The organism is Vibrio scophthalmi LMG 19158 (genome assembly GCF_000222585.1).
Classification (GTDB): Bacteria; Pseudomonadota; Gammaproteobacteria; order Enterobacterales; family Vibrionaceae; genus Vibrio; species Vibrio scophthalmi.
This window is the reverse complement of sequence record NZ_AFWE01000078.1, coordinates 111,136-136,507: the sequence shown is the minus strand read 5'-3', so window position 1 is coordinate 136,507 and position 25,372 is coordinate 111,136. Positions and strand designations below refer to the sequence as shown.

26 protein-coding genes are annotated in these 25,372 nt (G+C 44.9%); 11 read left to right on the top strand and 15 right to left on the bottom strand.

Annotated features, from left to right (window positions below):
• The first annotated feature begins 15 nt into the window (after positions 1-15).
• Entirely contained in the window at positions 16-948 is a 933-nt protein-coding gene (locus tag RH88_RS07010; protein WP_005594504.1) for an LpxL/LpxP family Kdo(2)-lipid IV(A) lauroyl/palmitoleoyl acyltransferase, read from the top strand.
• An 85-nt stretch (positions 949-1,033) separates the two neighbouring features.
• On the opposite strand, the gene RH88_RS07005 is transcribed toward RH88_RS07010, so the two are convergent.
• Positions 1,034-1,333 (bottom strand): peptidylprolyl isomerase, encoded by a 300-nt coding sequence (locus tag RH88_RS07005; RefSeq protein WP_263053151.1) that lies wholly within the window; start codon positions 1,331-1,333, stop codon positions 1,034-1,036.
• 170 nt (positions 1,334-1,503) lie between these two features.
• On the opposite strand from RH88_RS07005, the gene RH88_RS07000 reads away from it, so the two are divergent.
• From RH88_RS07000 to RH88_RS06990, 3 genes are all read left to right on the top strand, one after another.
• A complete protein-coding gene (locus tag RH88_RS07000; protein ID WP_005594501.1) occupies positions 1,504-2,430 on the top strand; it encodes a chemotaxis protein in 927 nt (308 codons plus the stop codon).
• Between the two features lie 229 nt (positions 2,431-2,659).
• On the top strand, positions 2,660-3,676 hold the full coding sequence (locus tag RH88_RS06995; RefSeq protein WP_005594500.1) for a GGDEF domain-containing protein: 1,017 nt from the start codon (positions 2,660-2,662) through the stop codon (positions 3,674-3,676).
• Positions 3,677-3,769: 93 nt separating this feature from the next.
• Complete coding sequence (locus RH88_RS06990) at positions 3,770-4,048, top strand: putative hemolysin (RefSeq protein WP_005594498.1); 279 nt, start codon at positions 3,770-3,772, stop codon at positions 4,046-4,048.
• 16 nt (positions 4,049-4,064) lie between these two features.
• Here RH88_RS06990 and RH88_RS06985 read toward each other — a convergent pair whose 3' ends face one another.
• A complete protein-coding gene (locus RH88_RS06985; RefSeq protein WP_005594497.1) occupies positions 4,065-5,015 on the bottom strand; it encodes a YdcF family protein in 951 nt (316 codons plus the stop codon).
• A 74-nt stretch (positions 5,016-5,089) separates the two neighbouring features.
• On the opposite strand from RH88_RS06985, the gene RH88_RS06980 reads away from it, so the two are divergent.
• Entirely contained in the window at positions 5,090-6,481 is a 1,392-nt protein-coding gene (locus RH88_RS06980; protein WP_005594496.1) for an L-serine ammonia-lyase, read from the top strand.
• Between the two features lie 191 nt (positions 6,482-6,672).
• The gene (locus tag RH88_RS06975; RefSeq protein WP_005594495.1) at positions 6,673-8,145 is read left to right on the top strand and encodes a peptide MFS transporter; all 1,473 of its coding nucleotides are present in this window, start codon (positions 6,673-6,675) and stop codon (positions 8,143-8,145) included.
• A 235-nt stretch (positions 8,146-8,380) separates the two neighbouring features.
• On the opposite strand, the gene RH88_RS06970 is transcribed toward RH88_RS06975, so the two are convergent.
• On the bottom strand, positions 8,381-8,737 hold the full coding sequence (locus tag RH88_RS06970) for a DUF3316 domain-containing protein (protein ID WP_005594494.1): 357 nt from the start codon (positions 8,735-8,737) through the stop codon (positions 8,381-8,383).
• Between the two features lie 433 nt (positions 8,738-9,170).
• Between RH88_RS06970 and RH88_RS06965 the strand changes: the two genes are divergently transcribed.
• Positions 9,171-9,401: a DUF2986 domain-containing protein gene (locus tag RH88_RS06965; RefSeq protein WP_005594493.1), complete on the top strand. Its 231-nt coding sequence runs from the start codon at positions 9,171-9,173 to the stop codon at positions 9,399-9,401.
• 43 nt (positions 9,402-9,444) lie between these two features.
• On the opposite strand, the gene RH88_RS06960 is transcribed toward RH88_RS06965, so the two are convergent.
• Positions 9,445-9,927 (bottom strand): LabA-like NYN domain-containing protein, encoded by a 483-nt coding sequence (locus RH88_RS06960; RefSeq protein ID WP_005594492.1) that lies wholly within the window; start codon positions 9,925-9,927, stop codon positions 9,445-9,447.
• A gap of 192 nt (positions 9,928-10,119) precedes the next feature.
• Between RH88_RS06960 and RH88_RS06955 the strand changes: the two genes are divergently transcribed.
• The gene (locus tag RH88_RS06955) at positions 10,120-10,668 is read left to right on the top strand and encodes a GNAT family N-acetyltransferase (protein WP_005594491.1); all 549 of its coding nucleotides are present in this window, start codon (positions 10,120-10,122) and stop codon (positions 10,666-10,668) included.
• Between the two features lie 62 nt (positions 10,669-10,730).
• Here the strand turns inward: RH88_RS06955 and RH88_RS06950 are convergent, their stop codons facing one another.
• The 10 genes from RH88_RS06950 to phhA form a co-directional block, all read right to left on the bottom strand.
• Positions 10,731-11,855 (bottom strand): HD-GYP domain-containing protein, encoded by a 1,125-nt coding sequence (locus RH88_RS06950; protein ID WP_040757871.1) that lies wholly within the window; start codon positions 11,853-11,855, stop codon positions 10,731-10,733.
• A 225-nt stretch (positions 11,856-12,080) separates the two neighbouring features.
• Positions 12,081-12,863: a uroporphyrinogen-III C-methyltransferase gene (cobA, locus tag RH88_RS06945; protein WP_174269636.1), complete on the bottom strand. Its 783-nt coding sequence runs from the start codon at positions 12,861-12,863 to the stop codon at positions 12,081-12,083.
• Positions 12,864-13,007: 144 nt separating this feature from the next.
• Positions 13,008-13,856: a formate/nitrite transporter family protein gene (locus tag RH88_RS06940; RefSeq protein ID WP_005594486.1), complete on the bottom strand. Its 849-nt coding sequence runs from the start codon at positions 13,854-13,856 to the stop codon at positions 13,008-13,010.
• 110 nt (positions 13,857-13,966) lie between these two features.
• The gene (gene nirD, locus RH88_RS06935) at positions 13,967-14,290 is read right to left on the bottom strand and encodes a nitrite reductase small subunit NirD (protein WP_005594484.1); all 324 of its coding nucleotides are present in this window, start codon (positions 14,288-14,290) and stop codon (positions 13,967-13,969) included.
• 13 nt (positions 14,291-14,303) lie between these two features.
• Entirely contained in the window at positions 14,304-16,877 is a 2,574-nt protein-coding gene (gene nirB, locus RH88_RS06930; protein ID WP_005594483.1) for a nitrite reductase large subunit NirB, read from the bottom strand.
• Positions 16,878-17,198: 321 nt separating this feature from the next.
• Positions 17,199-17,882 (bottom strand): pyrimidine 5'-nucleotidase, encoded by a 684-nt coding sequence (gene yjjG / locus RH88_RS06925; protein ID WP_005594482.1) that lies wholly within the window; start codon positions 17,880-17,882, stop codon positions 17,199-17,201.
• 153 nt (positions 17,883-18,035) lie between these two features.
• Complete coding sequence (locus RH88_RS06920) at positions 18,036-18,704, bottom strand: SH3 domain-containing protein (RefSeq protein WP_406853172.1); 669 nt, start codon at positions 18,702-18,704, stop codon at positions 18,036-18,038.
• Between the two features lie 67 nt (positions 18,705-18,771).
• Positions 18,772-18,903, bottom strand: coding sequence for a hypothetical protein (locus RH88_RS24010; RefSeq protein ID WP_277422380.1), 132 nt, complete (start codon positions 18,901-18,903; stop codon positions 18,772-18,774).
• A gap of 46 nt (positions 18,904-18,949) precedes the next feature.
• The gene (locus RH88_RS06915; protein WP_005594480.1) at positions 18,950-19,312 is read right to left on the bottom strand and encodes a 4a-hydroxytetrahydrobiopterin dehydratase; all 363 of its coding nucleotides are present in this window, start codon (positions 19,310-19,312) and stop codon (positions 18,950-18,952) included.
• Positions 19,302-20,096, bottom strand: a complete 795-nt coding sequence (gene phhA / locus RH88_RS06910; protein WP_005594479.1) for a phenylalanine 4-monooxygenase — start codon at positions 20,094-20,096, stop codon at positions 19,302-19,304. The genes RH88_RS06915 and phhA overlap by 11 nt, the downstream gene beginning before the upstream one ends.
• Positions 20,097-20,419: 323 nt before the next feature.
• On the opposite strand from phhA, the gene RH88_RS06905 reads away from it, so the two are divergent.
• Positions 20,420-22,501 (top strand): acetoacetate--CoA ligase, encoded by a 2,082-nt coding sequence (locus RH88_RS06905; RefSeq protein WP_005594478.1) that lies wholly within the window; start codon positions 20,420-20,422, stop codon positions 22,499-22,501.
• Between the two features lie 28 nt (positions 22,502-22,529).
• On the opposite strand, the gene RH88_RS06900 is transcribed toward RH88_RS06905, so the two are convergent.
• Positions 22,530-23,111, bottom strand: a complete 582-nt coding sequence (locus RH88_RS06900; RefSeq protein WP_005594475.1) for a class I SAM-dependent DNA methyltransferase — start codon at positions 23,109-23,111, stop codon at positions 22,530-22,532.
• A gap of 136 nt (positions 23,112-23,247) precedes the next feature.
• Here RH88_RS06900 and RH88_RS06895 point away from each other — a divergent pair, with 136 nt between their 5' ends.
• The gene (locus RH88_RS06895; RefSeq protein ID WP_005594473.1) at positions 23,248-24,126 is read left to right on the top strand and encodes a LysR family transcriptional regulator; all 879 of its coding nucleotides are present in this window, start codon (positions 23,248-23,250) and stop codon (positions 24,124-24,126) included.
• 237 nt (positions 24,127-24,363) lie between these two features.
• The gene (locus RH88_RS06890; protein ID WP_005594472.1) at positions 24,364-25,257 is read left to right on the top strand and encodes a cation diffusion facilitator family transporter; all 894 of its coding nucleotides are present in this window, start codon (positions 24,364-24,366) and stop codon (positions 25,255-25,257) included.
• The last annotated feature ends 115 nt before the right edge of the window (positions 25,258-25,372 follow it).

The following is a 25,372-nucleotide window of genomic DNA, read 5'->3' as shown; positions in this document are numbered from 1 at the left end:
TATGACGAACAGTTAATGCAAAACACGACACGATCGTTCCAGCTAAAATTTCTCCACCCTCGCTACTGGGGTACGCTTCTATTGGTCGCGTTTATGTTCCTGCTTAGTACGTTGCCGTTTAAGCTACAACTGAGTCTAGGTAAAGGGATAGGACGTTTTGCGCTAAAGCGCATGAAAAAACGCACCCATACCATTCGCCGCAATCTTGATTTATGTTTCCCAAACATGAGTGAAGAAGAAAAAGCGCGCTTGATCGAACAGAACGTCGAAAACACCGGTATTGCGCTATTTGAAACCGCAATGGCATGGTTTTGGCCCGATAAACGTGTCAATAAACACGTGACTATTGTCGGCCTAGATAAGCTGGTTGAACTTGAAAAGCAAGGTAAAGGGGCTTTGATGCTGGCCGTTCATTCAATGAACTTAGAGCTTGGCGCACGTGCTTTTGGCATTCATATGTCTGGCATGGGGGTTTATCGCCCGAACAACAACCCATGCTTTGATCATTTTCAATATCATGGCCGTTCTCGTTCAAACCGAACTTTGATTGACCGTAAAGACGTTAAAGGAATGATTCACGCGCTGAAAACTGCAGAACGAGTTTGGTATGCACCGGATCATGATTATGGTCGCCGTCGTTCAACCTTCGCACCGCTGTTTGCCGTTGAGAATGCCTGCACCACGACAGGTACCAGCCTACTCGTGAATGCTTCTGATTGTGCCATCGTACCGTTCACCATGGTTCGCGATGAGAATGACCACTATATTCTAACCATTCATACACCGTTAGAAGGCTTCCCGAGTGAAGATGAAACCGAAGCTGCGGCATTTATCAATAAAGCCGTTGAAAACTCAATTCTTGCCGCTCCAAGCCAATACATGTGGCTACATCGCCGCTTTAAAACTCGCCCAGAAGGCGAAGCATGTCTTTATACCGCCAATGCATAAGCAATAAGTAGAACAAGACAGATTTTGGATACTAAAAAGCCCCTCGAAAGGGGCTTTTTAGTATGTCTCGTACTCGCAGTAAACACTAGGTACGGTAAAGCACCTTCACTACGTGCCAACCGAATTTGGTCTTGACTAAATGTGGTACCAAAGTTTCGCCACTGAAACAAACTTTATCAAACTGCGGGACCATTTGGCCTTTACGAAACTCACCAAGGTCGCCACCATTTTTACCTGATGGGCAGCTTGAGTATTTTTTTGCAAGCGCTTGAAATTTTGCGCCTTTCTTTAGCTGCTTGATGATATCTTCAGCTTGTTCTTTGTGCTTAACCAAAATGTGTAGAGCCGCTGCTGTATTAGCCATGCTTGTGTCTCTTTCGTTTATCAATCTCAATATTTTATGATTGTACCAAAAATTATGAGATCTTCATCATACCTTTGTACCATTGTCACATTCGCAGCATCTTATTCTGTCAATCTCTGATCTTGTTCATTGCACCCAGTGCCTTTTGGGTTACCATGACCCATATTGATTATAATGTTTGAGAATCACCAATGGCCAAAAAAAGCAAAGCAAATCAGTCACAAGGCATGCTTATGTTTACCCTAACAGCAAGTAAGCAGATATTTGCTATTGGTACATTGAAGGTACGTGAAATTGTACCTTATGCTCAGATGACACAAATCCCCTACTCACATCATCATGTTATTGGAACGGTGACTATCCGTGATCTCAATGTACCGGTGATTGATATGCCTGCTGCGATTGGTTTTCGACCAATTCAGCCTGAAGAATACGCTTCTTGTTATCTGATCGTTACCGATTGCTTGCGCACGGTCGTGGCTTTCATGGTACGCAGCATTGAGAAAATCATCGACTGTGACTGGCGTAACATCGAACCCTCACCACGCAGTGCGGGTAATAATGTGTTTGTTACCGGCATCACGCGCTTCGAGGATAAAATCGTCCAAATGTTGGATGTTGAACTGCTGCTGTCGAAAATATACCCGCCATCTGAATCTGCTCGCATTCCTATTTTGACCGATGTTGAGCGTGAGAGACTAAAAGCACTCAATATTCTGTTGGTCGATGATTCAAGTATCGCTCGTAAGCAGCTTTCTGATGCACTCGACAGTATTAACATCCCCTATCAGATCTGCATCAACGGCGTGGAAGCGCTCAATGCGATGCGAGAATCGGTGAGTAAAGGTCAAGCCATTGACCTATTGGTGAGTGATATTGAAATGCCGGGATTGGATGGTTATGAACTGGCATTTGAAACGCAAAGTGATCCCGAACTTCGTCACGCCTATATCATCTTGCACACCTCACTCTCGAGCGAGATCTGTGTGAATAGAGCACAGCAGGTTGGTGCGCATGAAGCACTAGAGAAGTTTAACGCTGGCGACCTGATTAAAGCGATGCTGCGCGGTGCTGCTCAGCTCAATCAACCCAGCCATCAACACTCTGTTACTGACTAATCAGTAGACATCGCAAAACAAATTGAGCGCAACCTATCACAGTTTTTCGCTAACAGACGATAAGCAACTATACCTATGCGTTACAATTGTTTACCTTCTGTTTATATATAAATATAAACTTTCGAACCATATTTGCTAATTGGTAACTAAACCGTGAGTAAAATGATCCACATTCACTCACATTTTAGTAGTATAAGTGCAAGAGTTTTAAGAAGAATTACCCAAAGAGATGACTGAAGACGAATTCAAAAAGTCGACTGCCAATTTAAAAAAGGCCGTCCCACTCATGATGAAGAATCACGTTGCCGCAACGCCGTCCAATTACGCACTATGGTATACGTACGTCGACAATGCCATTCCAAAGCTCAACCATGAGCTAGAAACGGTCATTGAGAGCTTTGGTATATGCCCTCCCGCAGCCGGTGAACAGCTCTACCACCGTCACGTTGCGACACGTAATGAAACTAAATTGAGTGACTTACGAGCCAATATCGAAATATTGGTCAACGAAGTCGCTAATTCGATGAACGATACCCTCAGTGACACCTCTCAATTTTCGGAAATGATCGATAAGAGCTTTCGCAATTTGGAACGTGTTGAAGATGAGAGTATGTCAATCGATGAGGTGATGGCCGTCATTCGCCAGTTAGTTTCTGAATCTCGAGATATTCGTCACTCCACCAGCTTCCTCTCAAACCAACTGTCGACAGCAGGCCATGAAATTAGTCGCCTAAAGTCGCAATTAGCGGAAGTTCAACGAGACGCTCTATTCGACAGTCTGTCCGGCCTCTACAACCGTCGTTCGTTCGACAACGATATTCACACCTTATGCCGCAGTGAACAGAACTTTTGTTTGATTTTGGTCGATATCGATCACTTTAAGAATTATAACGATAACTACGGTCACTTGTTTGGTGATTCGGTCATTCGCGGGCTTGCGCGACGCTTACAAAGCAGTTGCCGTGATGGCATTACCGCTTATCGCTTTGGTGGCGAAGAGTTTGCGTTAGTCGTCCCTAACCGTAACCTTCGCGTCGCACGTCAGTTTGGCGAAAGCTTGCGCCGTGCCGTGGAAAAGCTCTCGATCAAAGATCGTCGCAGTGGCAAGCAAGTCGGTAATATTACCGCTTCGTTTGGTGTCACTGAGCGTCAAGAAGGTGAGTTTGCTGAAGACCTTATCGAACGTACTGACAAATTGCTTTATGAAGCCAAGCAGCTTGGCCGCAACCGAGTCATGCCGTTGTAAGCATCGCTCTGATTTCTCGACTATCCTATATCTCTACTACCCTTTAACAAAATGCACCGCGCATTTATTTAAAAGAAAAAGTGGAGATACGTCATGATCAGAACACCTACACTGTTTACCATCATAGGGCTGTCTACGGCCCTTGGTCTCGCTGGTTGCGCATCAGAAGATAATCCCTACAAACCCACTGAGTATCAAGCTGCCAGTAATCCAGCTTCGGTCTATTGCGTAGAAAGTGGCGGTGAACTAGAAATGTTGACTCTCGAAGGCCAGCGCACCACTTTTTGTGTATTAAACAATGGTGAGAGAGTCGAACAGTGGGAATATTACAAACAAAATCATCGTCAGCCCGACTCAAACGCTAACCAATAACCGAACAATATCAAACTCAACCGCGCGATGTGGATTGATTCGGAGTCGATGCGTCGCTCTCTGGATCAAATCGACGGTTGAGTTGAGTGAGTAAAGAGTGAAACTCTGCGTGCAATGGCTGAAGTAGATTGGCCTTATTACTGGCGTTTAACTGCCCGACAGAGTAACTCTGTGTTTGCTCGATCAGTGCAGCCATTCTCGTCAAAACGCCTTGATGAGCTTGAGTACATTCCAGAGTAAGCAGTTGCGCGATGGCGCGCTTAGCCACTTGATATGGCTGAATACTCACCAGCTCGATCGGAGCGGTAAAAGCTTGCTTGAGCACTCCTTCCATATAAACGCGGTAAGTGGTCAATTCATCAACCAGCAAAAAAGCCTGTGCCTGCTCACTCTGATGAGGATAAGGAACAGCGCAATGTTGAGTTATATCCAATGAGATGGTTACATGCAAATCAGCTTGCTCACAGCGCTGTGTGAGCGTGGTCAATAACCCCTGCTCTGGCATCATTTTTTGAATCTCAATAATGCGTTGAAGGTGATATTCATTCGACACTAAACAAATTTCAACACAGTCACTGGGTTGGCCGGCGTTGTCGCATTTCCTTTCACACAATCCGCTCGCTATAAGCTTACTCGCTGCGTTTTCCATGTTCTCAATGGTGTTTTCAGATTGCCCCTCAAGTATTAAGTGGCCAAGCGAAGTATACGAGTCAGCCAACGGGGCGAATAGATGCTGAAAGTGATCCGCCATCGCGTGTGCTTCAGATCTCTTTTGCCCACGCAATTGGCCACCACAAAAAATCAACGCTGTTTGCTCGACTGGCATTGGCGTCAAATAAGCGGCTAATGCTGCGACACGCGAATGTCCTTCGGCGGTTAACTGGTTATCGCACAATCTTTTCCCTAGCACTAACACCACCCGTTTTACATTACCTAATGGTGCGGGGATGATTCCTTTCTCACTCACAGCTCAAGATCCTTGTTTTGTTACTATAGTTGGTAGTGTGCCTGTCGTTTTGCCTATTACAAAGGATGGTGGTTATGTTGTCTATCTTTGATATTTTTAAAATCGGCGTTGGCCCTTCCAGCTCTCATACCAATGGCCCCATGTTAGCCGGTTATGACTTTATTCAACGGCTGAAAACCGGCTTACATTCTCAAGCTAATGGGCAAATTGAACGTATTCAGATTGATCTGTTTGGCTCATTATCACTGACGGGTAAAGGCCATCATACCGACCGAGCCGTGTTGCTTGGCCTGATGGGCAATAGACCCGATACACTCAAAGTGACCAGTGCCAAGAGAGCGCTAAAACAGTGCATCGAACAAAATCAGCTTACCCTACCGTTGGCTAATCAGGCGGTGATCGCTTTTTATTATCGTAGCGATATGATTTTTCATACTAGCAATCTGCCATTGCACGAAAATGGTATGAGCATCACTGCCTTCGATGCGGCAGGTGCATCGCTGCTCAATCAAACCTATTACTCGATTGGTGGTGGCTTTATTGCCACAGAACAAGAATTGCTTCATGGTGTTCAAGAATCTGACATCACGGTGCCTTTCCCATTCCATAACGCTGATGAAATGCTACTCAAAGCCGATAAACTTGGGCTAAGCCTATCGGGGATGGTGTTGCAGAATGAAGTATGTTTTCAAGCAATGGACGACATCGACCAAAAAGCGGATCAGATTTGGAAGGTGATGTCATTGTGCATGCAGCGCGGCTTTGATACCGAAGGCACCCTAGAAGGCGGCTTAAACGTAACGCGTCGTGCACCCAACCTACATAAAAAATTACTCGCTAATCAAGAATTTGAAAACGACCCAATGGCGGTGATGGACTGGATAAACCTTTTTGCCTTTGCCATTAGTGAAGAGAATGCTGCCGGCGGACAGGTTGTCACCTCTCCTACCAATGGCGCAGCGGGCGTGATCCCCGCGGTCTTGATGTATTACCATCAATTTATCCGCCCTCTTGATACTAAACAGCTAAAAGATTTTCTCGCCGTTGCAGGTGCTATAGGTATTTTATATAAAACCAACGCATCTATCTCTGGAGCAGAAGTCGGTTGCCAAGGTGAAATTGGCGTCTCTTCCTCAATGGCAGCAGCGGGCATCACTTCTCTCCGTGGCGGGAGTAACGAACAAATTTGTATTGCTGCAGAGATTGCGATGGAGCATTCGCTTGGGATGACCTGCGATCCGATTGGCGGCTTAGTGCAAGTCCCTTGCATAGAGCGCAACGCAATGGGGGCGATGAAAGCGATTAATGCCTCGCGCATGGCACTAAAACGCACCAGCAAATGCGTTATCTCTCTTGATAAAGTGATTGAGACCATGTACCAAACGGGCAAAGATATGAACAAAAAGTATCGCGAAACTTCACTAGGTGGATTGGCACTGATTCACCTCGCCCCTCCATGTGAGTAGCATGATCCGCCGCTAAATGAATCAGATGCTTATGCAACAACCTGCTACTTTTTTAATCAAAACCAACTTAACGCAAACGTTTTCTTGCAAATTCAGAACAAAACACTACCTTTGAGTGGGGGTTTTTCCGTGCATCAATGACGATTTCTGGCATAATCTCCGGCCTTAATTTCTACACACAAGAGAAAACTATGTGGAATAGGCTCAATAAGTCGATGATGTTCTGCCAAATGATGTTTGGCTTGTCTTTCTACGGTGTCATGGTGATTTTGACGCGCTTTTTCCTAGAAGATCTAGGTTATAGCGAAGCAGATACCATGATGGTTGTAGGCGCTTTCTCTTCAATCGGTCCACTGTTCGCAATCGCGGGCGGTTTCATTGCTGACAAATTCCTCGGCTCATATCGCTCTCTTACGATCTCTTACGCAACGTTTTCTGTCGGTTACTTACTGCTTATTTTCGGCGCATCGACCACAAACGTGCCAATGAGCTTAGTTGGTATCGCGCTGGCGAGTTACGCTCGTGGCTTAATGTCACCTTCGTACCCGAGCTTGTATAAACGTACTTTTGCCTCGCAAGAAGACTTTGAGAATGGTTACCCGGTTAACTATTCTGTTAACAACGTCGGCGCTCTGCTTGGCCAGTACCTATTCCCAATGTTTGTCTTAGTGATAGGTTTCCACGGCAGCTTCACGCTATCAGCCGTGATGGCAACGTTTGCACTTGTCACGCTTGTTGTGTTCCAAAAACCATTAGTCAGTGTTGGTGCAGAGATCGATCAAAAACCGGTTAGCCTACCAAACTGGATCGCGTTCTTTGTATTGTCTGCGGCGATGGTTGGCCTTGTTTTCTTCATGTTCTCAAACATGGATATCGGTCAGAACATTGTTTATGCCATCGGCGGAGCGGCAATCTTATACTTCATCTCTTTGATGTTTAAATCAGGTAAGTCTGATGCATTAAAGATGGGGACTATCTTGATCATGACGGTACTTACCACGTGTTTCTTTGTTTACTACGGTCAAATGATGACATCAATGACCATGGTAACCATCAACACTATGCGTGGTGACCTATTTGGCTTTATTCCTATTGCACCTGAAGCGTCAATGGCGATGAACCCACTATGGTGTATTTTGGCAGGCCCTGTGATCTCTTACAGCTTTTCAAAGCTTGAAAAGCGTGGCATCACCTTCTCAACCGCGACGAAAATTGGTTTTTCGTTCATTTTGACTGCGATTGCATTTGGCATCCTAACGCTCGCTGTCATGCATGTTGGTGAAGATGCGATTATTCGCCCTGAAACTTTCTTGCTGATCCACTTCTTCCAAGCATTTGCTGAAGTAATTGTGGGTAGCTTGGTTGTAGCATTCATCTTGTCTGTTGCACCGAAGCACATCGAGAACTTCTCTGTATCGCTCTTCTCTGTTGCGATGGCATTAAGCGGTATTATCGGCGCGGTGTTCTCAACCTCAATTGCGCTAGAGAAAGGCCAAAAAATTACTCAAGAAATCGTACAAAATGTTTACGGTGACTACTTCCAAATGCTTACCGTTCTAGCGGTTGTGATGGTCGCTATCGCGTTCTTCTCTTCTTTCGTTATTCGTAAGATGCTAGAAAGCGCTCGTCGCGAAGAGTCTGAGTTAGTTGAAGCTGACGCATAAGTACGCGCAATAAATTAATCGAGCAACTTAGCTCGATCCCGCTCATAAAAAGCCCCAAACGAAAGTTTGGGGCTTTTTTTATCAACGGAATAAATGGTTATCGACATCGGCGTAAACATCGACATAAACATAGTTTATTCGCAGAATTAGTCGCGTGGAATTAGCGAACTCGTCACTCTCTGACTGGCTATTCTCCGTTTCGTGCTAGCGAAAACGTCGAGATGAGCGAGACTAATTAGTCACGGTCGCGAGCACGATATTCGTAACTTACGCTAATCACTGGCTGATAAGCGATCGCCCCTTGGCTAGTTACGATTTCCTGTAAAGCCACTTGAGAGTTCAGTAGTTCAAATGAATTAATATCCACTTGATCATTGGTGTCCCAACGAACATTACGACTTAATTCAATTGGTGACATGCTGTTAACGTCAACAATCATATTGCGGCCGACTTGTAGAGCTGTATCTTTCGATGCGTAAGCATCTCCGACCATGGTGCTATTTGAAAGTACGGTGGCATATGGTCCGCTTAACCCTGCCATCGCCGCTGAACTGAATAGTAGTACGCTCGCTAAACTTATTGTTTTAATCATAATAGACTCCTTTACTTACCAAAATTCGAGCCCCTGCTCTGCTGCTCGACACACTAAATGTACGTAATAGATGACCTATAAGAATTAAAATAAATTGCACGAGTTGGTCAGTTTTTTTGAAATGATCGCTGAATGCTTAAATCGTAATATTGCGGCGCAATATCGGCTCAATTCCTGCTTTTTAGACAAACTAAATGATTTCACTCACGTTAATTTGATTCGCGAAGCAAAGTTTCCATATTTTGTGCTGCCTGCATTATAATTGATAGTTATATCGATAAGATAAAATGATATGAGCGTTTTTTGCCGATCATGGCCGTGGAACACAAATCCCGATGCAAAAGTGTGAACTTCTTGCTATGATGCGCGCCCCGTGACAAACCGAATTTAATGAGAAAACCGAGCTGATTGCTGGGTAGCAAAGGTCATCTTAATGAACCGCAAGAAAAAAATTAACCAAATTTATAAAAACAGAATGAAAAAGCAAAACGCGAAGCTGCATACTAGCAACAAGCCACGCTACATTTCTAAAGCTGATCGTGCCAAGATGGAAGCCGAAGAAGCGGCAAGTGAAGTGTTAGCAGTGGTTGTCGAAGCTGCTGACGATGTTGAAGCTATCGAGACAAGCGCAGACGTTGAGGCTAGCCCAACAGCTGCTGCTTAATTGCGCTATGCAGATTATCGAGTTGAGTGACACTCAGTGTCACTCAACGTCGTTCTAACAATAATTCGCTGCTAATTGGTGTATAGACATCACTCGCATCAATCAGGCATTGTGCTGTTAAGGCACGCACTGAGCAGACTTCTACTTTGACAGCAAAACGCTGTTGAACGCGCTTGATGAGCACTTCAAAGTCACCATCCCCGGATAGTAATATCACACGATCAACATTGGCAGCCGCCTCGTAAACATCCAGCGCAATACCGACATCCCAGTCTCCTTTCGCACTACCATCACTGCGTTGAATAAAGGGTTTCAACTGCACGTTAAAACCGATACCACGTAAAATATGATGAAATTGACGCTGCTTCGCGTCTTGTGATGCAATCGCATAAGCATTCGCGAGTACGACCTGACGATTTTGAGTGGCCTGCGCCCAAAACTTGTTGTAATCAAAATTACTTTGATAGTACTGCTTGGTGGTGTAATAAATATTTTGTACATCTACAAAAATCGCCACTTTTTCCATCGTATTTACCTCTTCGCCTTCTATCGCGCCATAGTAGCAGTTAAGTGACGGGTGAGTAAGGCTAGCCTTAAGCATTACCCAAGAAACAAAGTGCCTGATGATACGGTTTTACTGAAATTTCGCGCAATAGGGTTAACTATTTATATAACATGTCGTACCATATATGAAATTTGTATCAGGTAACCATTATTAATGAACTTTCGCTACGCAACTCCCCAAGATGTTTCTGCGTTGGTACGACTACAAAACGAATCTCACGTGAGCAATATCAGTCAACAACACTTAGGAGACGGCTTTCTTAATACGGTATTGAACGAGAAACAACTGCTTAATGCCATTAATCATCAACAAGCGGTATACGTTGCTGAATTCGACAACAAGATTATTGCCATGGCAGTGTGCGCTTGTTGGCAATTTTGGTACTTCTCTTCGTCGATGAAAAATATTGCCAAAAATATCCACAATATTAAAGTCGTAGGAGGGAATCTTACTGAGACTAATAGCTTATTTTGGGGGCCGGTGTGCGTGAGTCGTCAGTTCAGAGGCCAAGGCATTTTTGCGAGTCTATTTGAATACGCTCGAACACAGTCCTCAGCTCAATACCGATATATCTATACCGTGATCCATCAAGCGAATCGTCGTTCACGCAGTGCTCATATCAATAAAGTGCTCTTTGTTAACAAGGGAGCACTATCGATTGATCAGCAACCATTTACTCAATTAGTACGCACGGCACGATAAACCCTCAATAGATAACGGCCGCGGAATTTGAAATGTGGTTCGCAAGTCATTAAAGAGCTTTGTTAGAGCATATCCCCCCAGCGAAGTGGCTCTGGGAATTTACGGATCACTTGTTTGAGATATTCTTGTCGATGACGCAGTGCATTGACGCATTCACCATCTAGTTTACCTCTCTGCACCTGCTTTTCTAGCTCTAACAATGCCGAAGGTACCGACAACGCTTGTCGATCATGCTTATCTGTTGTCATGCTATCAAAACAGCTCGCCACTGCCACCATGCGAGCAGAAAGTGGAATTTCATCGCCATGAAAACCATAAGGATAGCCACTGCCATCCAATCGCTCCGATTGAAACCGCATAATTTGATTAAGCAACTGAATACTTGGATGATTTGGCTCACCGACAGAGGCGACAATCTCTTCCATTATTTTGACGCCCTGATCGATATAATTTTGCGCCATAAGCGTGACTGAAGAACTCAACGGATCGCTGTTGCATGGCGTCGATTCTGCCACTTGAGTCTTACCAATGTCGTGGAACTGAGCAAACAGTGAAATCGCATCCACTTGTTCATCATCCAACTGGTGACGCTCTGCTAGCTCCTCGGCGACAATATGTGTGTATAAACGCATCCGTCGCCCATGATAATACTCATCTCGCCCGTACAGCTGTGCACCGGTTTTTACTCGTTCCGCCAATTTGACTATCGCCTCAACCACTTGGCATTGTGATTCAACTGTAAACTGAACCATTTCTAAATAAGGCTCTAGATAGGCCAATGACTTTTTATCAAACGCGCCCGTTTCATAAGCATTGAGAAAGATAAAACCGCTTAATTTACGTTGATGATAACAGGGAATGGCAGCAGAAGAGCGGTAACCTTTTTTAGTCAATAGGTTGACTCGTTCGCAGTGCGTGATCTGGCGAAGATCATCGATAATGCGTGGAATGGCGGTGTGGGCAGTCTCTTTTAAATGATTGAGCTTGCGCAGGCGTTGTTCATGATGCAGTTCGCTCCAGAGATCAAACTCACTGTCTGCATAGGTGACCAGGGTATCGCTCTCTTGGCAATATTTTGCATAAGAAACCCGAGCAATGGCAGGGACACGAGTATGCATTCGCTGCATAAGTTGCTCGAGCTGTTCATTAAGAGGCTTTGTGGTTTGAAAATAGCGATTGTTCATCATATCCCTTAATACATGTTCTCACCCATGCATAGGGATAAGCGCAGCGCTGTCGCTGCGTCTATTCGTGCGTTAAGCAATAAAGAAACATCCGCTTAATGACTGTTATGCATCAGAGAGCTTTACCAACTGTCTATAAAACATACAAAACAATATCTAGTTTCAGCCAGTCTATTTGCTCTATCTCGTGATCCCAGTCAAAGCTGTTGTTGAACTTTGCTTAGTTTATCACTCAAACCAATTCAATTTTTCATGTAACGAGGTGACACTGCCTACGACAATCAAGGCTGGGCTTTGTGCTTGCTGTGCTATTTGCGCCAACTGGTTAAGTGGACAGCGAAAGACGCGCTGCTCACGACGGGTACCATTTTCAATGATGGCACAAGGCATTTGCTCATCTAACCCATGGGTGATGAGCTTGTCGGCAATATAACCGCTCTGTTTTAGGCCCATGTAGAACACCAAGGTCGAATTTGATTGCGCAACACTGCTCCAATCAATCTCCTGGCCATCTTTTTGTACATGGCCAGTAATGAACTGTACTGCTTGAGCGTGATCGCGATGAGTCAGTGGAATACCAGCGTATGCCGTTGCACCAGCCGCCGCTGTAATGCCCGGAACCACCTCAAAGCGAATGTTTTGCTCAACTAAGGTTTCGAGTTCTTCCCCGCCACGGCCAAAAATGAACGAGTCCCCACCTTTAAGGCGTACCACGCGTTTACCTTCTAATGCTTTATCGACCAATATTTGGTTGATTTGCGCTTGAGGTACGCAGTGATAATCCAACTTTTTCCCCACATAAATCATCTCGGCCTTATCACTAGCAAGCGCCAAAATGTCCGCAGAGACAAGACGGTCATACACCACAACATCTGCTTGCTGAATGACTCGAAAGCCTTTTACTGTCAATAAATCCGGATCACCCGGACCTGCGCCAACGAGAGAAACAAAACCTCGACTTGGAGTATGTGGATTAAACGAGGTGCGACGAGCCGCTGCTGGAGGAGTCATTTGCATAGCAATGCCTATCAATTCAAATTTGGATATAACAAGGGACACTCAGCGTAAAAACGCTACGGCTAAATGCGCCCTTTTTATAGCCAAACAATACTTTCAAAAAGTGATAGGGTTTTCACCCTACCACTTCTATCAATACTATTTTGTATTCAATGCTGGTTGAGCTTCGATTTCAACATCGGCATCCAATGCAGGTGCGGTTTTCTTATGCGTTAGGTAAAGCGGGATACACGTCATAACCAAACCACCGACAATGTTACCTAGAATGGTTGGGATCAAGTTGTAGTTCAACCATGTTGCAATACCAAAATCAGCGCCTAGCATCATGCCTAGTGGGAAGAGGAACATGTTAACCACCGCGTGCTCAAATACCAATGCGAAGAAGATGAAGATTGGTAGCCACATTGCCGCAATTTTGCCGGCAACACTACGCGCAGTCATATTACCAATCACGCCTAAACATACCATTAGGTTACATAGAATGCCGCGAACAAAACAGGTAATCCAACCATCAGCCCCTAAGTTTTCAAAACCAACCGTACGTGCTGTGGCGATCGCAATGAATTTTTGGCCAACGGCATTTGGTTCAACGCTGAAGTTCATCGTCAGTGATAGAGCAATCAAACCTGCCACCAGCAGTGAGCCGATCAAGTTACCTAGCCCCACTAGACCCCAACAGCGGAAAACGCGATTCCAAGTCACACCCGGACGATTTTCAAACTTTGCCAATGGCGCAAGACCAAATACACCGGTAACCAGGTCATAACCCATTAGACTTAGAATACAAAAGCCTACCGGGAAGACGAGCGCACCAACAATACCAATGCCGGTTTGTGTAATGGTGGTAATCGCCACAACCACCGCTAAAGACAAAATAATACCCGCCATCATGCCACGTAGAATAAGATCGCGCGTAGAGGTGCGAACTTTTGCTTCACCAGTATCAATCATTGTCTGGATAAATTCTGCAGGTTTTAAATAAGACATCATGTCTCTCCAAAAAGTTAAATTAAAAGTTGAAATCAAATAGTGAAAGGCTCCCTATCCCACGATAGGCACATTGGTTAGGAAACCTTTAAGCTATTGAATCTCTTTGATTAAGCTGCGATTTCTACCACACCGTTTTTAACGCGTGCGGAGTAAGATTTAACGCTAAAGCCCGCATCTTCCATACACACACCGCTGGCAAGATTGAAGCGTTGCTTTTTCAATGGACTTGCTACCCAAAGTTCGCCTTTGTGCTCGCAAATCAAGCCACGCGACAATACGTTTGATTGGTAAAATGGGTCGGTATTGCTGATGGCGAAGACCTGTGGCTCCTGCGATGGACGAAACACCGCGACTTGTTCACCATTCACCAATGCACACACCCCAGTTCCCGGTACGATATCGTTGATTTGGCATACTTTTTCAAATGACATAATCGACTAATCCTTATGCTTCAGTAATGGTTTCAGTTAGCGTGACGTGCAGAATGTCGCCTTTCGCTTCTGGGTGTTTTTCGGTAAATGTCGCAGGGCGATGCTGTTCACGCTCTTGAACAAAAACAACATTGTCATCGCGCTTATCAGAGTTAATAAAGTGCGTAAAACGAGTCAATTGCGCTTCATCTTTAATCGTCGCCGTCCACTCACACTCAAACTCACCCACCAATTTAGCAACGTCGGCTTCTAGCTGGGTGTTGATGCCCAATTTGTCGTTGACGATCACATCACGTAGGTAATCCACACCACCTTCCATGTTTTCCATCCATACCGAAGTGCGCTGTAGTGGCGCAGCGGTGCGAATGTAGAACATCATGAAACGGTCGATGTATTGGATCAGTGTTTCTTGGTCAAGATCGCTAGCCAACAAGTCTGCATGACGTGGCTTCATACCACCGTTACCGCATACATACATGTTCCAACCTGCGTCAGTCGCGATGATGCCGAGATCTTTGCCTTGTGCTTCCGCACACTCACGAGTACAACCCGAAACACCAAACTTCATCTTGTGGGGAGTTCGAATACCCTTGTAGCGATTTTCGATGTATGAGCCAAGGCCAACAGAGTCTTGCACCCCGTAGCGACACCATGTTGAACCAACACACGTTTTCGCCATGCGTAGTGCTTTAGCGTACGCTTGACCCGTTTCAAAGCCGGCCTCAATCAATTTGCGCCAAATCTCGGGAAGGTCATCTTTTTGCGCACCAAATAGGCCAATACGTTGTGCACCTGTTACTTTGGTGTAGAGCTTGTACTCTTCAGCCACTTTAGCCAAAGCCCCCAGTGCTTGAGGAGTCACTTCACCGCCAGCCATACGTGGGATTACGGAGTACGTGCCATCTTTTTGGATGTTGCCAAGGAAGTTGTCATTGGTGTCGTGCAGTTTCACCAATTGCGGCTTAAGAATGTGCTCACCCCAGCATGACGCTAGAATTGAACCAGCCAGTGGTTTACAAACTTCACAACCGTAACCTTTGCCATATTTTTCTAGCAGTTCATCGAAGGTTTTGATCTCTTCAATTCGGATAAGGTGGAATAGCTCTTGGCGAGAATAGGCAAAGTGCTCACACACATCGTTTTTCACTTCGATGCCTGATTTTGCCAATTCTGCATTGAGCACAGAAGTAACCAGTGGAATACAACCGCCACAGCCAGTACCTGCACCAGTTACGGCCTTGATGTCGCCGATAGTGTGGTGACCGGCGGCAACCGCTTGGGCAATCTTGCCTTTAGTCACATCAAAACACGAACAGATCACTGCAGATTCAGGCAATGAATCAGCACCAAGTGTTGGTTTTTCCGCGCCAGCATGCGCTGGTAGGATCAAAGCATCAGGGTGCTCAGGCAAATCAATTTCGTTGAGCATCAACTGCAGTAAGTCGCCATAATCAGCAGTATCACCAACCATGACGGCACCAAGCAGCTTTTTGTTGTCCGCAGAGACAATCAGACGCTTGTAGACTTCTTGTTCTTCATTCTGGTAAACGTAGCTCTTACAGCCCGGCGTGCGACCATTGGCATCACCGATTGAACCTACTTTCACACCCAACAGCTTGAGCTTGGCAGACATGTCTGCGCCTTCAAATTTGCTGCTGTTGCCAAGTAGATGGTCAACGGCCACCGTCGCCATTTTGTAGCCAGGAGCGACTAGACCGTAGAAGGTGCCATTCCAAGAAGCACATTCACCAATAGCGTAGATATTTTCATCAGACGTTTGACAGAAATCGTTAATCGCAACACCGCCGCGTGGCGCAATCTCTAATGCCATTTGACGAGCAAGCTTGTCTTGTGGACGAATACCTGCAGAGAACACGATAAAGTCGGTTTCCAACTCTGTTCCATCAGCAAAACGCATCACGTTACGTGAGCCGATACCTTCCGGTGCGATCTCTAGCGTATTTTTACTGGTATGAACGTTAACGCCCATGCGTTCGATCTTTTGACGTAACTGATCACCACCAGCTTGATCAAGCTGCTCAGCCATTAGTTTTGGCGCAAACTCAACCACATGCGTTTCCATCCCCAACGCTTTCACAGCACCTGCCGCTTCAAGACCAAGCAAGCCACCGCCAATCACGACACCGCTTTTGCTGTTTTTCGCAATCGCTTCAATTTGCTTAAGATCTTCGATAGTGCGGTAAACAAAGCAATCTTTACTTTCGTTGCCTTTGATCGGTGGAACAAATGGATATGAGCCAGTTGCTAAGATCAATTTATCGTATTGAATCTCACGCCCTGTTGAAGAGTAAACGATGCGGTTTTGGCGGTTGATGTTAATCGCGCGCTCACCCAGTAAAATTTGGATGCCGTGCTTTTCATAAAACCCTTCTTTAACCAGCGAGAGTTCTTGTGCGGTATGGTGAGAAAAGTAAGAAGAAAGGTGAACGCGGTCGTAAGCGACACGAGGTTCTTCACAGAAAACGGTGATCTCCATTTGTGAGACATCCGTTTTCTCAACCAAATCTTCGATATAGCGATGACCAACCATGCCATTACCGACGATCACTAGCTTGAGCTTGCTCATAATCAATTCCAGTCATTATTTTGTCTAACTGAATTGTTAATTATGAAGAAAAATTAATACATGATGTAAATCAATTACAGCTTTAAACTACCCTAAAGGGGTAGGCAGGCAAATTAAGGGGTAGTAATAGAGCTTGAAGACAAAAATTGCGTCATTAAATCTCACATTTTGTTACTAAAGGTCAATTTTAGCGACAATATAACCCTGCTCCGATACGATAAGATTTGTATGGACAAAAAAATAGACGCTCTTGGCGTCCATTTTTATCGTCTGTTAACTCTGCTGTTCAATCAGGCTTGAAAGCGCCTAATACATCGCGTGTTACTGCGCCCCTGGTAGCAAAATCGCTTGCAACTGGCTCAAACAAGACACGGTGTAGCTCGGTACAATCATAGGGTCATGTGCTTCTTCACTACGGTTAAGCCAACAGGTATCAATACCATAGTTAACACCACCCAAAACATCAGAATGCAAATTATCGCCCACCATCAGCACCTTGCTCTTACAAGGCTGGCCGATTTTTTCCATCGTATAATCAAAAATTCCCGCATCCGGTTTAGCAACGCCCACTTGCTCGGAAATCACCACTTGTTCAAACGTGTCACTTAAGCCCATCTTAGCCAAACGGACTTGTTGTAACTCAGTAAAACCATTGGTAATAATGCCTAGCTTCGCTTTTCCTGCTAACGCTTCAAGTAACTCACGCGCTTGTGGCAGCATGCTACAAATATCCGCCATCGCATCAAGGAAGGCACTATTAAGTGCTGATGTGGTGGTATTAAACTGCTCTGCATAACCTTTAAAGCGAATGTGCTTAATGTCGTCTGCGGTGATCGTACCGTTTTGGTAATCCACCCAGAGCGGTTTATTGATTTGTTGGTATTGAGCGAAATCATCTTGCGTATATTCAACACCCATGCGTTCAAACATCAACTGCATGCCTTTAAACGCATCAAAATGAAAGAGAGTTTCGTCGGCGTCAAACAGAATCCAATCGTACTTCATGATTCTAACTACCTTAATCGTGGCAAAATGTGAGAAAGCCATACTGGCTGGAAATGCACAGGCATTATACCCATTTAGCGGATAAAAACAAAAAAGGGATTTACATTGTAAACCCCTATACATTCAATAATTTAAACAAAGTAACCATCACTATCAGCGATAGAATATCTTCCCTGTTTGAACATTTAAGTAAATTTTGTTGGCCTGCTTTAACCCGCCACAATAGACAAAATAGACATCATTTTGATATTTGACGGAACGCACCCAACCTTTTAGCTCTTCAAAATCAGGCGGTAGGCAGATCCCTTCCTTAATCAAATCATCGGTGGTTTGGATAAAAACGTCAAAGTGCTGTTTAAAATCATCAGAACCTTCAACATAGCTACTGATGGTTTTCACCCGCTCTTCTTGAGTAATGGTCGGTGGCACTTCAAGTAACGCATCCATAGGGATCCATTCCGCGACCTCTGGTTCCCCTTCATTGTAAACATAGTAAGGTGAAATACGCGCCCAACCTTGCTTCTTTTCCAAAACGTGAACTTTATCGCCACGATATAATTCAGATTCAATAAATCCATCTGCCGTCGGAGTTTCACGCACACCAAGCTTTTCAGGACTGACATAGTAATCCGTCTGTTCAATGATGGGTTCAGGGACAGGAAGCGACGGCTGTTGATTGGTTACTTCAGGAAGAGGTTGTGATGCCAGTTTAGCAAGGCGGTCAGCCTCCTCTTCAGCAGGTTTATAGTAGAACACATAGTATCCTCCACCCGCGAGAGCAATGCCGACGAGCAAAAGGACAACCATTAATATTTTTTTCATGCACGGATGCCCGCTAACAATCAGAGTTAACTTCTATATCGGCATCAAACAGAAATCTTTAGGGGTGCTACTCTCGTTTATCGTAAAGTGACCAATATGTTTGCTTAGCATAAACCACTGACACGCATACCACGGCGAATAGCACCACTAATACCATTGCGACTAACACCATTGCCACTAACACCATTGCGACTAACACAATAGCGACTCTGCTCGTTGATCGTGAGAAACGAACCTGCGCCTGCCTAGGGTGTAATTTCATCGCACTTGGCAGCACAAATAAAATCGTTTTTATGCAAACCCTTAATGGAATGACTCCACCACGTTACCGTGACCTTTCCCCATTCAAGTAATATCGCCGGGTGGTGAAACTCTTCTTCAGCCAATTCCGCGACTCTATTCGCGAATGACCATGCCGAGAGAAAATTATTAAATTTAAAACTCTTCTCCAATTGAGGGATCCCCTCGCGCTCAACAATGTGCCATTCATTCAATAGCGCCAACAAGGCTTGCTGCTGGTCATAATTAAGCGCAATCGCATCATCACTGCATGCCTCACAACGTAATTCGTTGAGGGTTTCGTCATTCAAATTGAACTCATTGAACATGATCAAATTCCTTTGCTGAAAAGAGGGGTGGATAAAGGCCATCAAGCGCTGCGCGTTCAACCTCTGCCATTAAATCTAGCTTACTCAGTTGATAGAGCTGGTCAATATCGCGTAATACAAAGTAAATCGGTTGCATAATGTCGATACGATAAGGTGTTCTCAATACGCGATTAATATTAAACGCTTCACGTTGTACCCCCATAGCGGACAACGCGGCCTGCGTCTCACCTGGTGATGACAAAATGCCGCCGCCGTATACCTTTAATTGATCCCCTTCGTTAACTAAGCCAAATTCAACCGTAAACCAATAAAGACGAGCAAGATAAGCGCGCAACTCCGGCTTGGCAGCATGGCCTAACTGGCCATAAATATGAGTAAAATGCGCAAAATTTGGATTGGTCAACATAGCACAATGGCCAAAGACTTCGTGGAAAAAATCCGGCTCTTGTAGGTAGTCAAACTCAGCACGTGAACGTAAGAAGGTCGCGACAGGAAAACGGCGATGAGCTAACAATTGAAAGAAACGGTCAAAACTGATTAACGCAGCAACAGGCTCAACTTGCCATCCTGTTGTAGGCAATAACACTTGGTTAATTTCAGCTAATTGGGGCACACGATCTCGCGGTAAATTGAGTCGAGTTAATCCAGAGAGGTACTCTTGGCAGGCATGCGTTTGCACCAACGACACTTGCCTTTCCATTAGATCATGCCAAATCGCATCTTCTTCACGACTCCAAGCGACTAAACCATCTTCATCAACGGCCTTAGAATGATACTGAGACATAGCTTTTCCTCCCTGCATAAACGTTTAATAAACGCTTATTTACGCCAAAGCTCACCGGTAAACCTTGCTGATAAAAATTGCTGATAAAACAAGCCGGCGATTCCCACGCTACCCCTTATTTCCACCATCGAAGCCTTAACTAAAGTTTATTAATCAGCGGCAATTCCGACAATGTAAACATCAATATCTGCCACCTTTATGTGTAACATAATTTTTACACTCTCATTTTTTATTATTAATTCAGTAAGATGCTGATTTGCTTTTTCTGCCAGCCGTTTCAATACTCAGGCAAAGCAATCGGATTCTGCGAGTGACGATCACTGATGAAAGCGACGAGTGAATACAATAACGACATCTGTTGGCAGCCAAGCAAGCAACGTATTGAAAACGCGCAGCTGACCGGTTTTATAAACCACATAACCACCCACTGTGATTCTGCCTCCAATGTAACCAATTACGCCACTTTACATGCTTGGTCAATTCAGCATAGTGACGAGTTTTGGCGCTCAATATGGCAGTTTTGCGGCGTAGAAGGTGATATTGGCGAGCGCACTCAACATCTTGCTGATGCGAAATGGCACCGCGTGATTGAAAACCGCGATACGCAGTGGTTTAGTGGTGCCCAACTCAACTACGCGCAAAATCTATTAGCCGGCGAACGATACGCTAGAGATCAGGAAACCCAATTGGTATCAGGCCATCACTTACCAGGCCATCACTTGCCAGTAGCAATGATCTTTGAACGAGAAGATGGCTTTGAAGAGCAGTTAACTTGGAACGATCTCAAACAACAAGTCTCTATTGTTCAGCAGTGGCTGCAAACACAAGGCGTCACTAAGGGCGATGTGGTTGCAGGCTATCTGCCCTACAACTGCCAATCGGTGATAGCAATGCTGGCAACAACCAGCATCGGTGCGATTTGGACTTCTACCTCGCCGGACTTTGGCATAGAAAGCGTCATTGAGCGCTTTGGTCAGGTTGATCCCAAGGTGTTCTTTTGTGCACAACAAAGCCACTTTTCAGGTAAGACGATATCGCTCATCGACAAAAACCAAGCCATCATTCGTGCCCTACCGACACTCAACTCTGCCTGCATTATAGGTGACGATATAGAATCAAATTTATCGGACTCACACTTAGTTCATCATCCTCATGAAAAAAGCTCGCTCCCCATCTGTTATTGGCATGAGTTAGCCACACAATTTTCCGCAAAAATGGTTGAGTTTACGTGGGTGGCCTTTAATGACCCACTATTTATCCTCTACTCTTCAGGGACGACAGGTAAGCCGAAATGCATCGTACACAACGTTGGTGGCACGCTGCTAAACCATCTAAAAGAACACCAGTTGCATTGCGATATTCAGCCAGATGAGCGTGTATTTTACTACACCACTTGTGGTTGGATGATGTGGAATTGGCATGTTTCCGCTCTCGCCAGCGGCGCAACGTTGGTGATTTATGATGGCAGTCCAACTTACCCCGACGCTAAGCGTCTTTGGCAGTTAGCAGAACGCACGCAAGTTTCCTTGTTTGGGACTTCAGCAAAATATCTTGAACATATTGCCAAGGCCGAGGTTTCACCACACAAAGAAGTTAAGCTAACCGAGTTAAAAACGATCTGCTCTACTGGTTCAGTGCTCTATCCTGAGCAGTTTGATTACGTCTATCGCGAGATTAAAGCCGATATTCATTTAGCCTCAATCTCAGGTGGCACCGACATTTGCGGCTGCTTTGTGCTTGGCAACCCTATTTCACCCGTCTATCGGGGTGAATGCCAAGGCGCTGCGCTTGGTATGGATGTCGCTGCTTTCGACACCGAGGGAAAACGCATCATTGGCCAGCGCGGAGAGCTTGTCTGTTGTAATAGCTTCCCTAATCAACCGATTGGGTTTTGGCGTGATAATGGTGAGCGCTACCATCGAGCCTATTGGCAACGTTACAACAATACTTGGCATCATGGTGATGATGTTCTTGCGACCCGACATGGTGGCATGATGTTTTTTGGCCGCAGTGATGCCACGTTAAATCCTGGTGGGGTGCGCATTGGTACTGGCGAGATCTATCGCCAAGTTAATCAGCTCAAAGAGGTTTTGGATTCACTGGCCGTGGGCTACTGTGCAAATGGCAGCGAAGTGATCGTCCTGTTTGTACAGCTCGCCGCAGAAGCACAGCTTAACTTGGCATTAAAAGAGAAAATAGCACTGGCCTTGCGGACTCGATGCTCTCCACGACATGTTCCCAAGTACATCATCGCGTTAAGTGAGATGCCCAAAACAAAATCAGGTAAGTTAGTTGAGCTTGCTGTGAAACAGGTTTTGAAAGGTCAAGAAATAGAAAATCTGGGCGCAATCGCAAACCCAGATATTCTTAAAGAGATTGAGCAAGTATGGGCATCAACACGGTAAGCAGCGCTGACTGTCCGTAATGAAATCGCTATTTCGTGGCGATGACCATCAACACTTTGAGGTTGCCCTGTTCGGTTGCAATCTCAAATGATGTTGAGGTTTGCACATCACTAAAGCCTACCCCGGTCAAAACACGCTCAGCACGCGCCGCGCTCATCGCTTGAGGTTCGCTTTCATCGTTGGCTAACCAATCCCATTGAACGAATTGGCCGCCTTTTTCAAGCAAGCTATAAATAATGTCAGACACATCGGCATAATTTGGAATGAGTCCACAAACCGATGAAGCCACCACTAAATCAAATTGGTTACGGAACGCAGGGTGTATTGCCACTAACCCACGAGTCAACATATCAACCACTGGCTCAACGTTATCCAATGCTTTTTTATCCAACTGCTCGATCATCCCTTCCGAGCCGTCAAGTGCAACAATATCTTTAACCAATGGTGATATTTTTTGCGTAAGCAACCCTGTGCCACAGCCAAAATCTAATACATGTTTGTTGGTTAAATCTACCGTCTTAGTTAGAGAAGAAAATGCATTCTCAGCATAAGTTATTGCTGCTGTATCGCTGTCCCACGTGTTCGCACATTCATCCCAATTGATCGCCATTGTGGTCTCCTTAAAACTGCTTTCACCGCAAAGGTAAGTGTATTCCTCATTATACGCCACCCCTTTTTAAGTGGAAACAGACATTTGGCGCAAATTAAATTACCATAGTGATCAAAATTAAAGAAAAGCGACGCATATGAACTTATCGCAAATCGAAGCGTTTTGTATCGTTGCCGATACGGGGTCTGTCTCGGAAGCGGCGCGACAATTAGATTGCAACCGAACCAAACTCAGTATGTCGATTAAGGCATTAGAGAAAGAACTCGCTACTGCGCTCTTTATTCGCTCGGGTAATCACCTCTCGATGTCTGAAGCGGGTAAAGCGATTTATAAAGATTGCCAAAACTTATTGGTGACTGAGTCTCGTATTCGACAAACCTGTGTTCAAGCCAGTGGTGAATTTAACGCCGAAGTTTGGATAGCGCGTGATGACTCGCTACCTGACGAGTTATGGCAAGATCTCGCTCACCGATTGAATAAACGCTTTCCCGCCACTTCATTTAACATGGTTCTGGCTTCATCGGGTGATTTGGCCAACTTAGTCGTCACTGGGCAAGTCGATTTTGCCTTTGGTGTCGATTACGAGCGAATCAACGACCCGCATATTACCTCCCAGCCATTGGGTAAAATTCGTATGATGTCGGTATGTAATGCCGCTCATCCTCTTGCCAAGCTGCGCCGCGTTTCTGACAGTGAATTGCGTAATAACATGCAGGCAGTGATGGTTTATCTCAATGAGAAAGACAACCCAGAATTGCAACCTTTGGCGCTGCAACACATCGGCTTCTCAAGCTTTGACTACATCCTCAACTCAATTTTGACCGAAGGTGCTTGGGGTGTGCTGCCTGAGCCATTGATTCGCCATCACCTCCGCCAGCAAGATCTTGCGGTGATTAAGCATACTTATGGTTTGACGCAGGAAGACTACTGTATGTTTTCACTCGTCAGCATGAAAGAACACCCGGGTATGACTTGGATTGCCGACAAACTCAACGAATACCTATTTGATTTCTAGTGCTTTTTACTCAAATTTCAGTTCGAATTAGTGGCGATTGATATTTTTTATCGTGACAAAAGACGAAAAATCACTCAGCGCCAATAATATTGACAGCAAAATAAACCGATAAGCATCTGTTTTTAATTAACTTTATTATTTTCACCATTAACTCCTCTAATCTCTTCTCGACAATGAGTTTGTCAAAATGGTTAAAAATCTCAAAAATAGAAGGACGTTCTAAGGAGAATTTCAACCATGTGTGCCCAAACAAGCTTAAATGAAAAGCGAATCTTAACTTTCTCAGCCCTTTTAGCATCAGGGTTTGCAGCAAGCGGACTCGTGCTTGGCCTCATAATGGGTTCGCTTGTTATCGTCTTCGACGGTGTCTATTCACTGGTTAGTTTACTGCTAACATTATTGTCACTCGCCGCATCACGTTATATTAGTCGCCCATCGCAAGGTGAGTTCCAATTTGGTAAAGCGGTCATTGAACCAATTGTGATTGCCATCAAAGGCCTAGTGATTCTTACCATTGTAGGTTACTCACTCTATTCAGCTGTGATGTCAGTTATGACCGGTGGCCGTGAAGTGAACGCTTCCATTGCTGCATTATTTGGCATTGTTAACGTTATCGGCTGTGGTTATGGTTGGTGGTATATCGCCAATAAATCGAAGCGTTTTTCTTCGGGATTGATTCATGCCGAAACCAAACAATGGCAGATGGATACTTTGCTAAGCGTTGCGGTAACACTCGGTTTTGTGGTCGCATTTTTATTGACGCTAACACCTTATGCGCATCTTAACGTCTACGCTGACCCGATGATGATGATCTTAATGTCATTTTACTTTATTAAAGTGCCTTATGAGATGCTAAAGCAAGCAATGAAAGAGCTGCTATTAATGACACCAAGTGATGATATTCACAATGCCGTTGATATTGAAGTCAATAAGATCGACCAGCAGTTCTCGCAACATATTGAGCTAGCGGGCGTTGCCAAAGTAGGACAAGAACTTTGGGTAAATATCGATGTTCATACCGATAACAAACATCTTGAATTGGCGGAAATAGAAAAAGCGAAACGTCTATTGAAAGATAAGCTTTCCCCGCTAAAACTCGATTTACAGCTCACCATGAACGTGGCGCACTAAGTCATACCTATTTTGCTGATGCCGAAACTCGGTATGTACGCGATAGAACCGTAATTAATTCAAGACCCCGAAGAGCACCCCGAGTGCTCTTTTTTGTACGTGAATGAAAATAAAA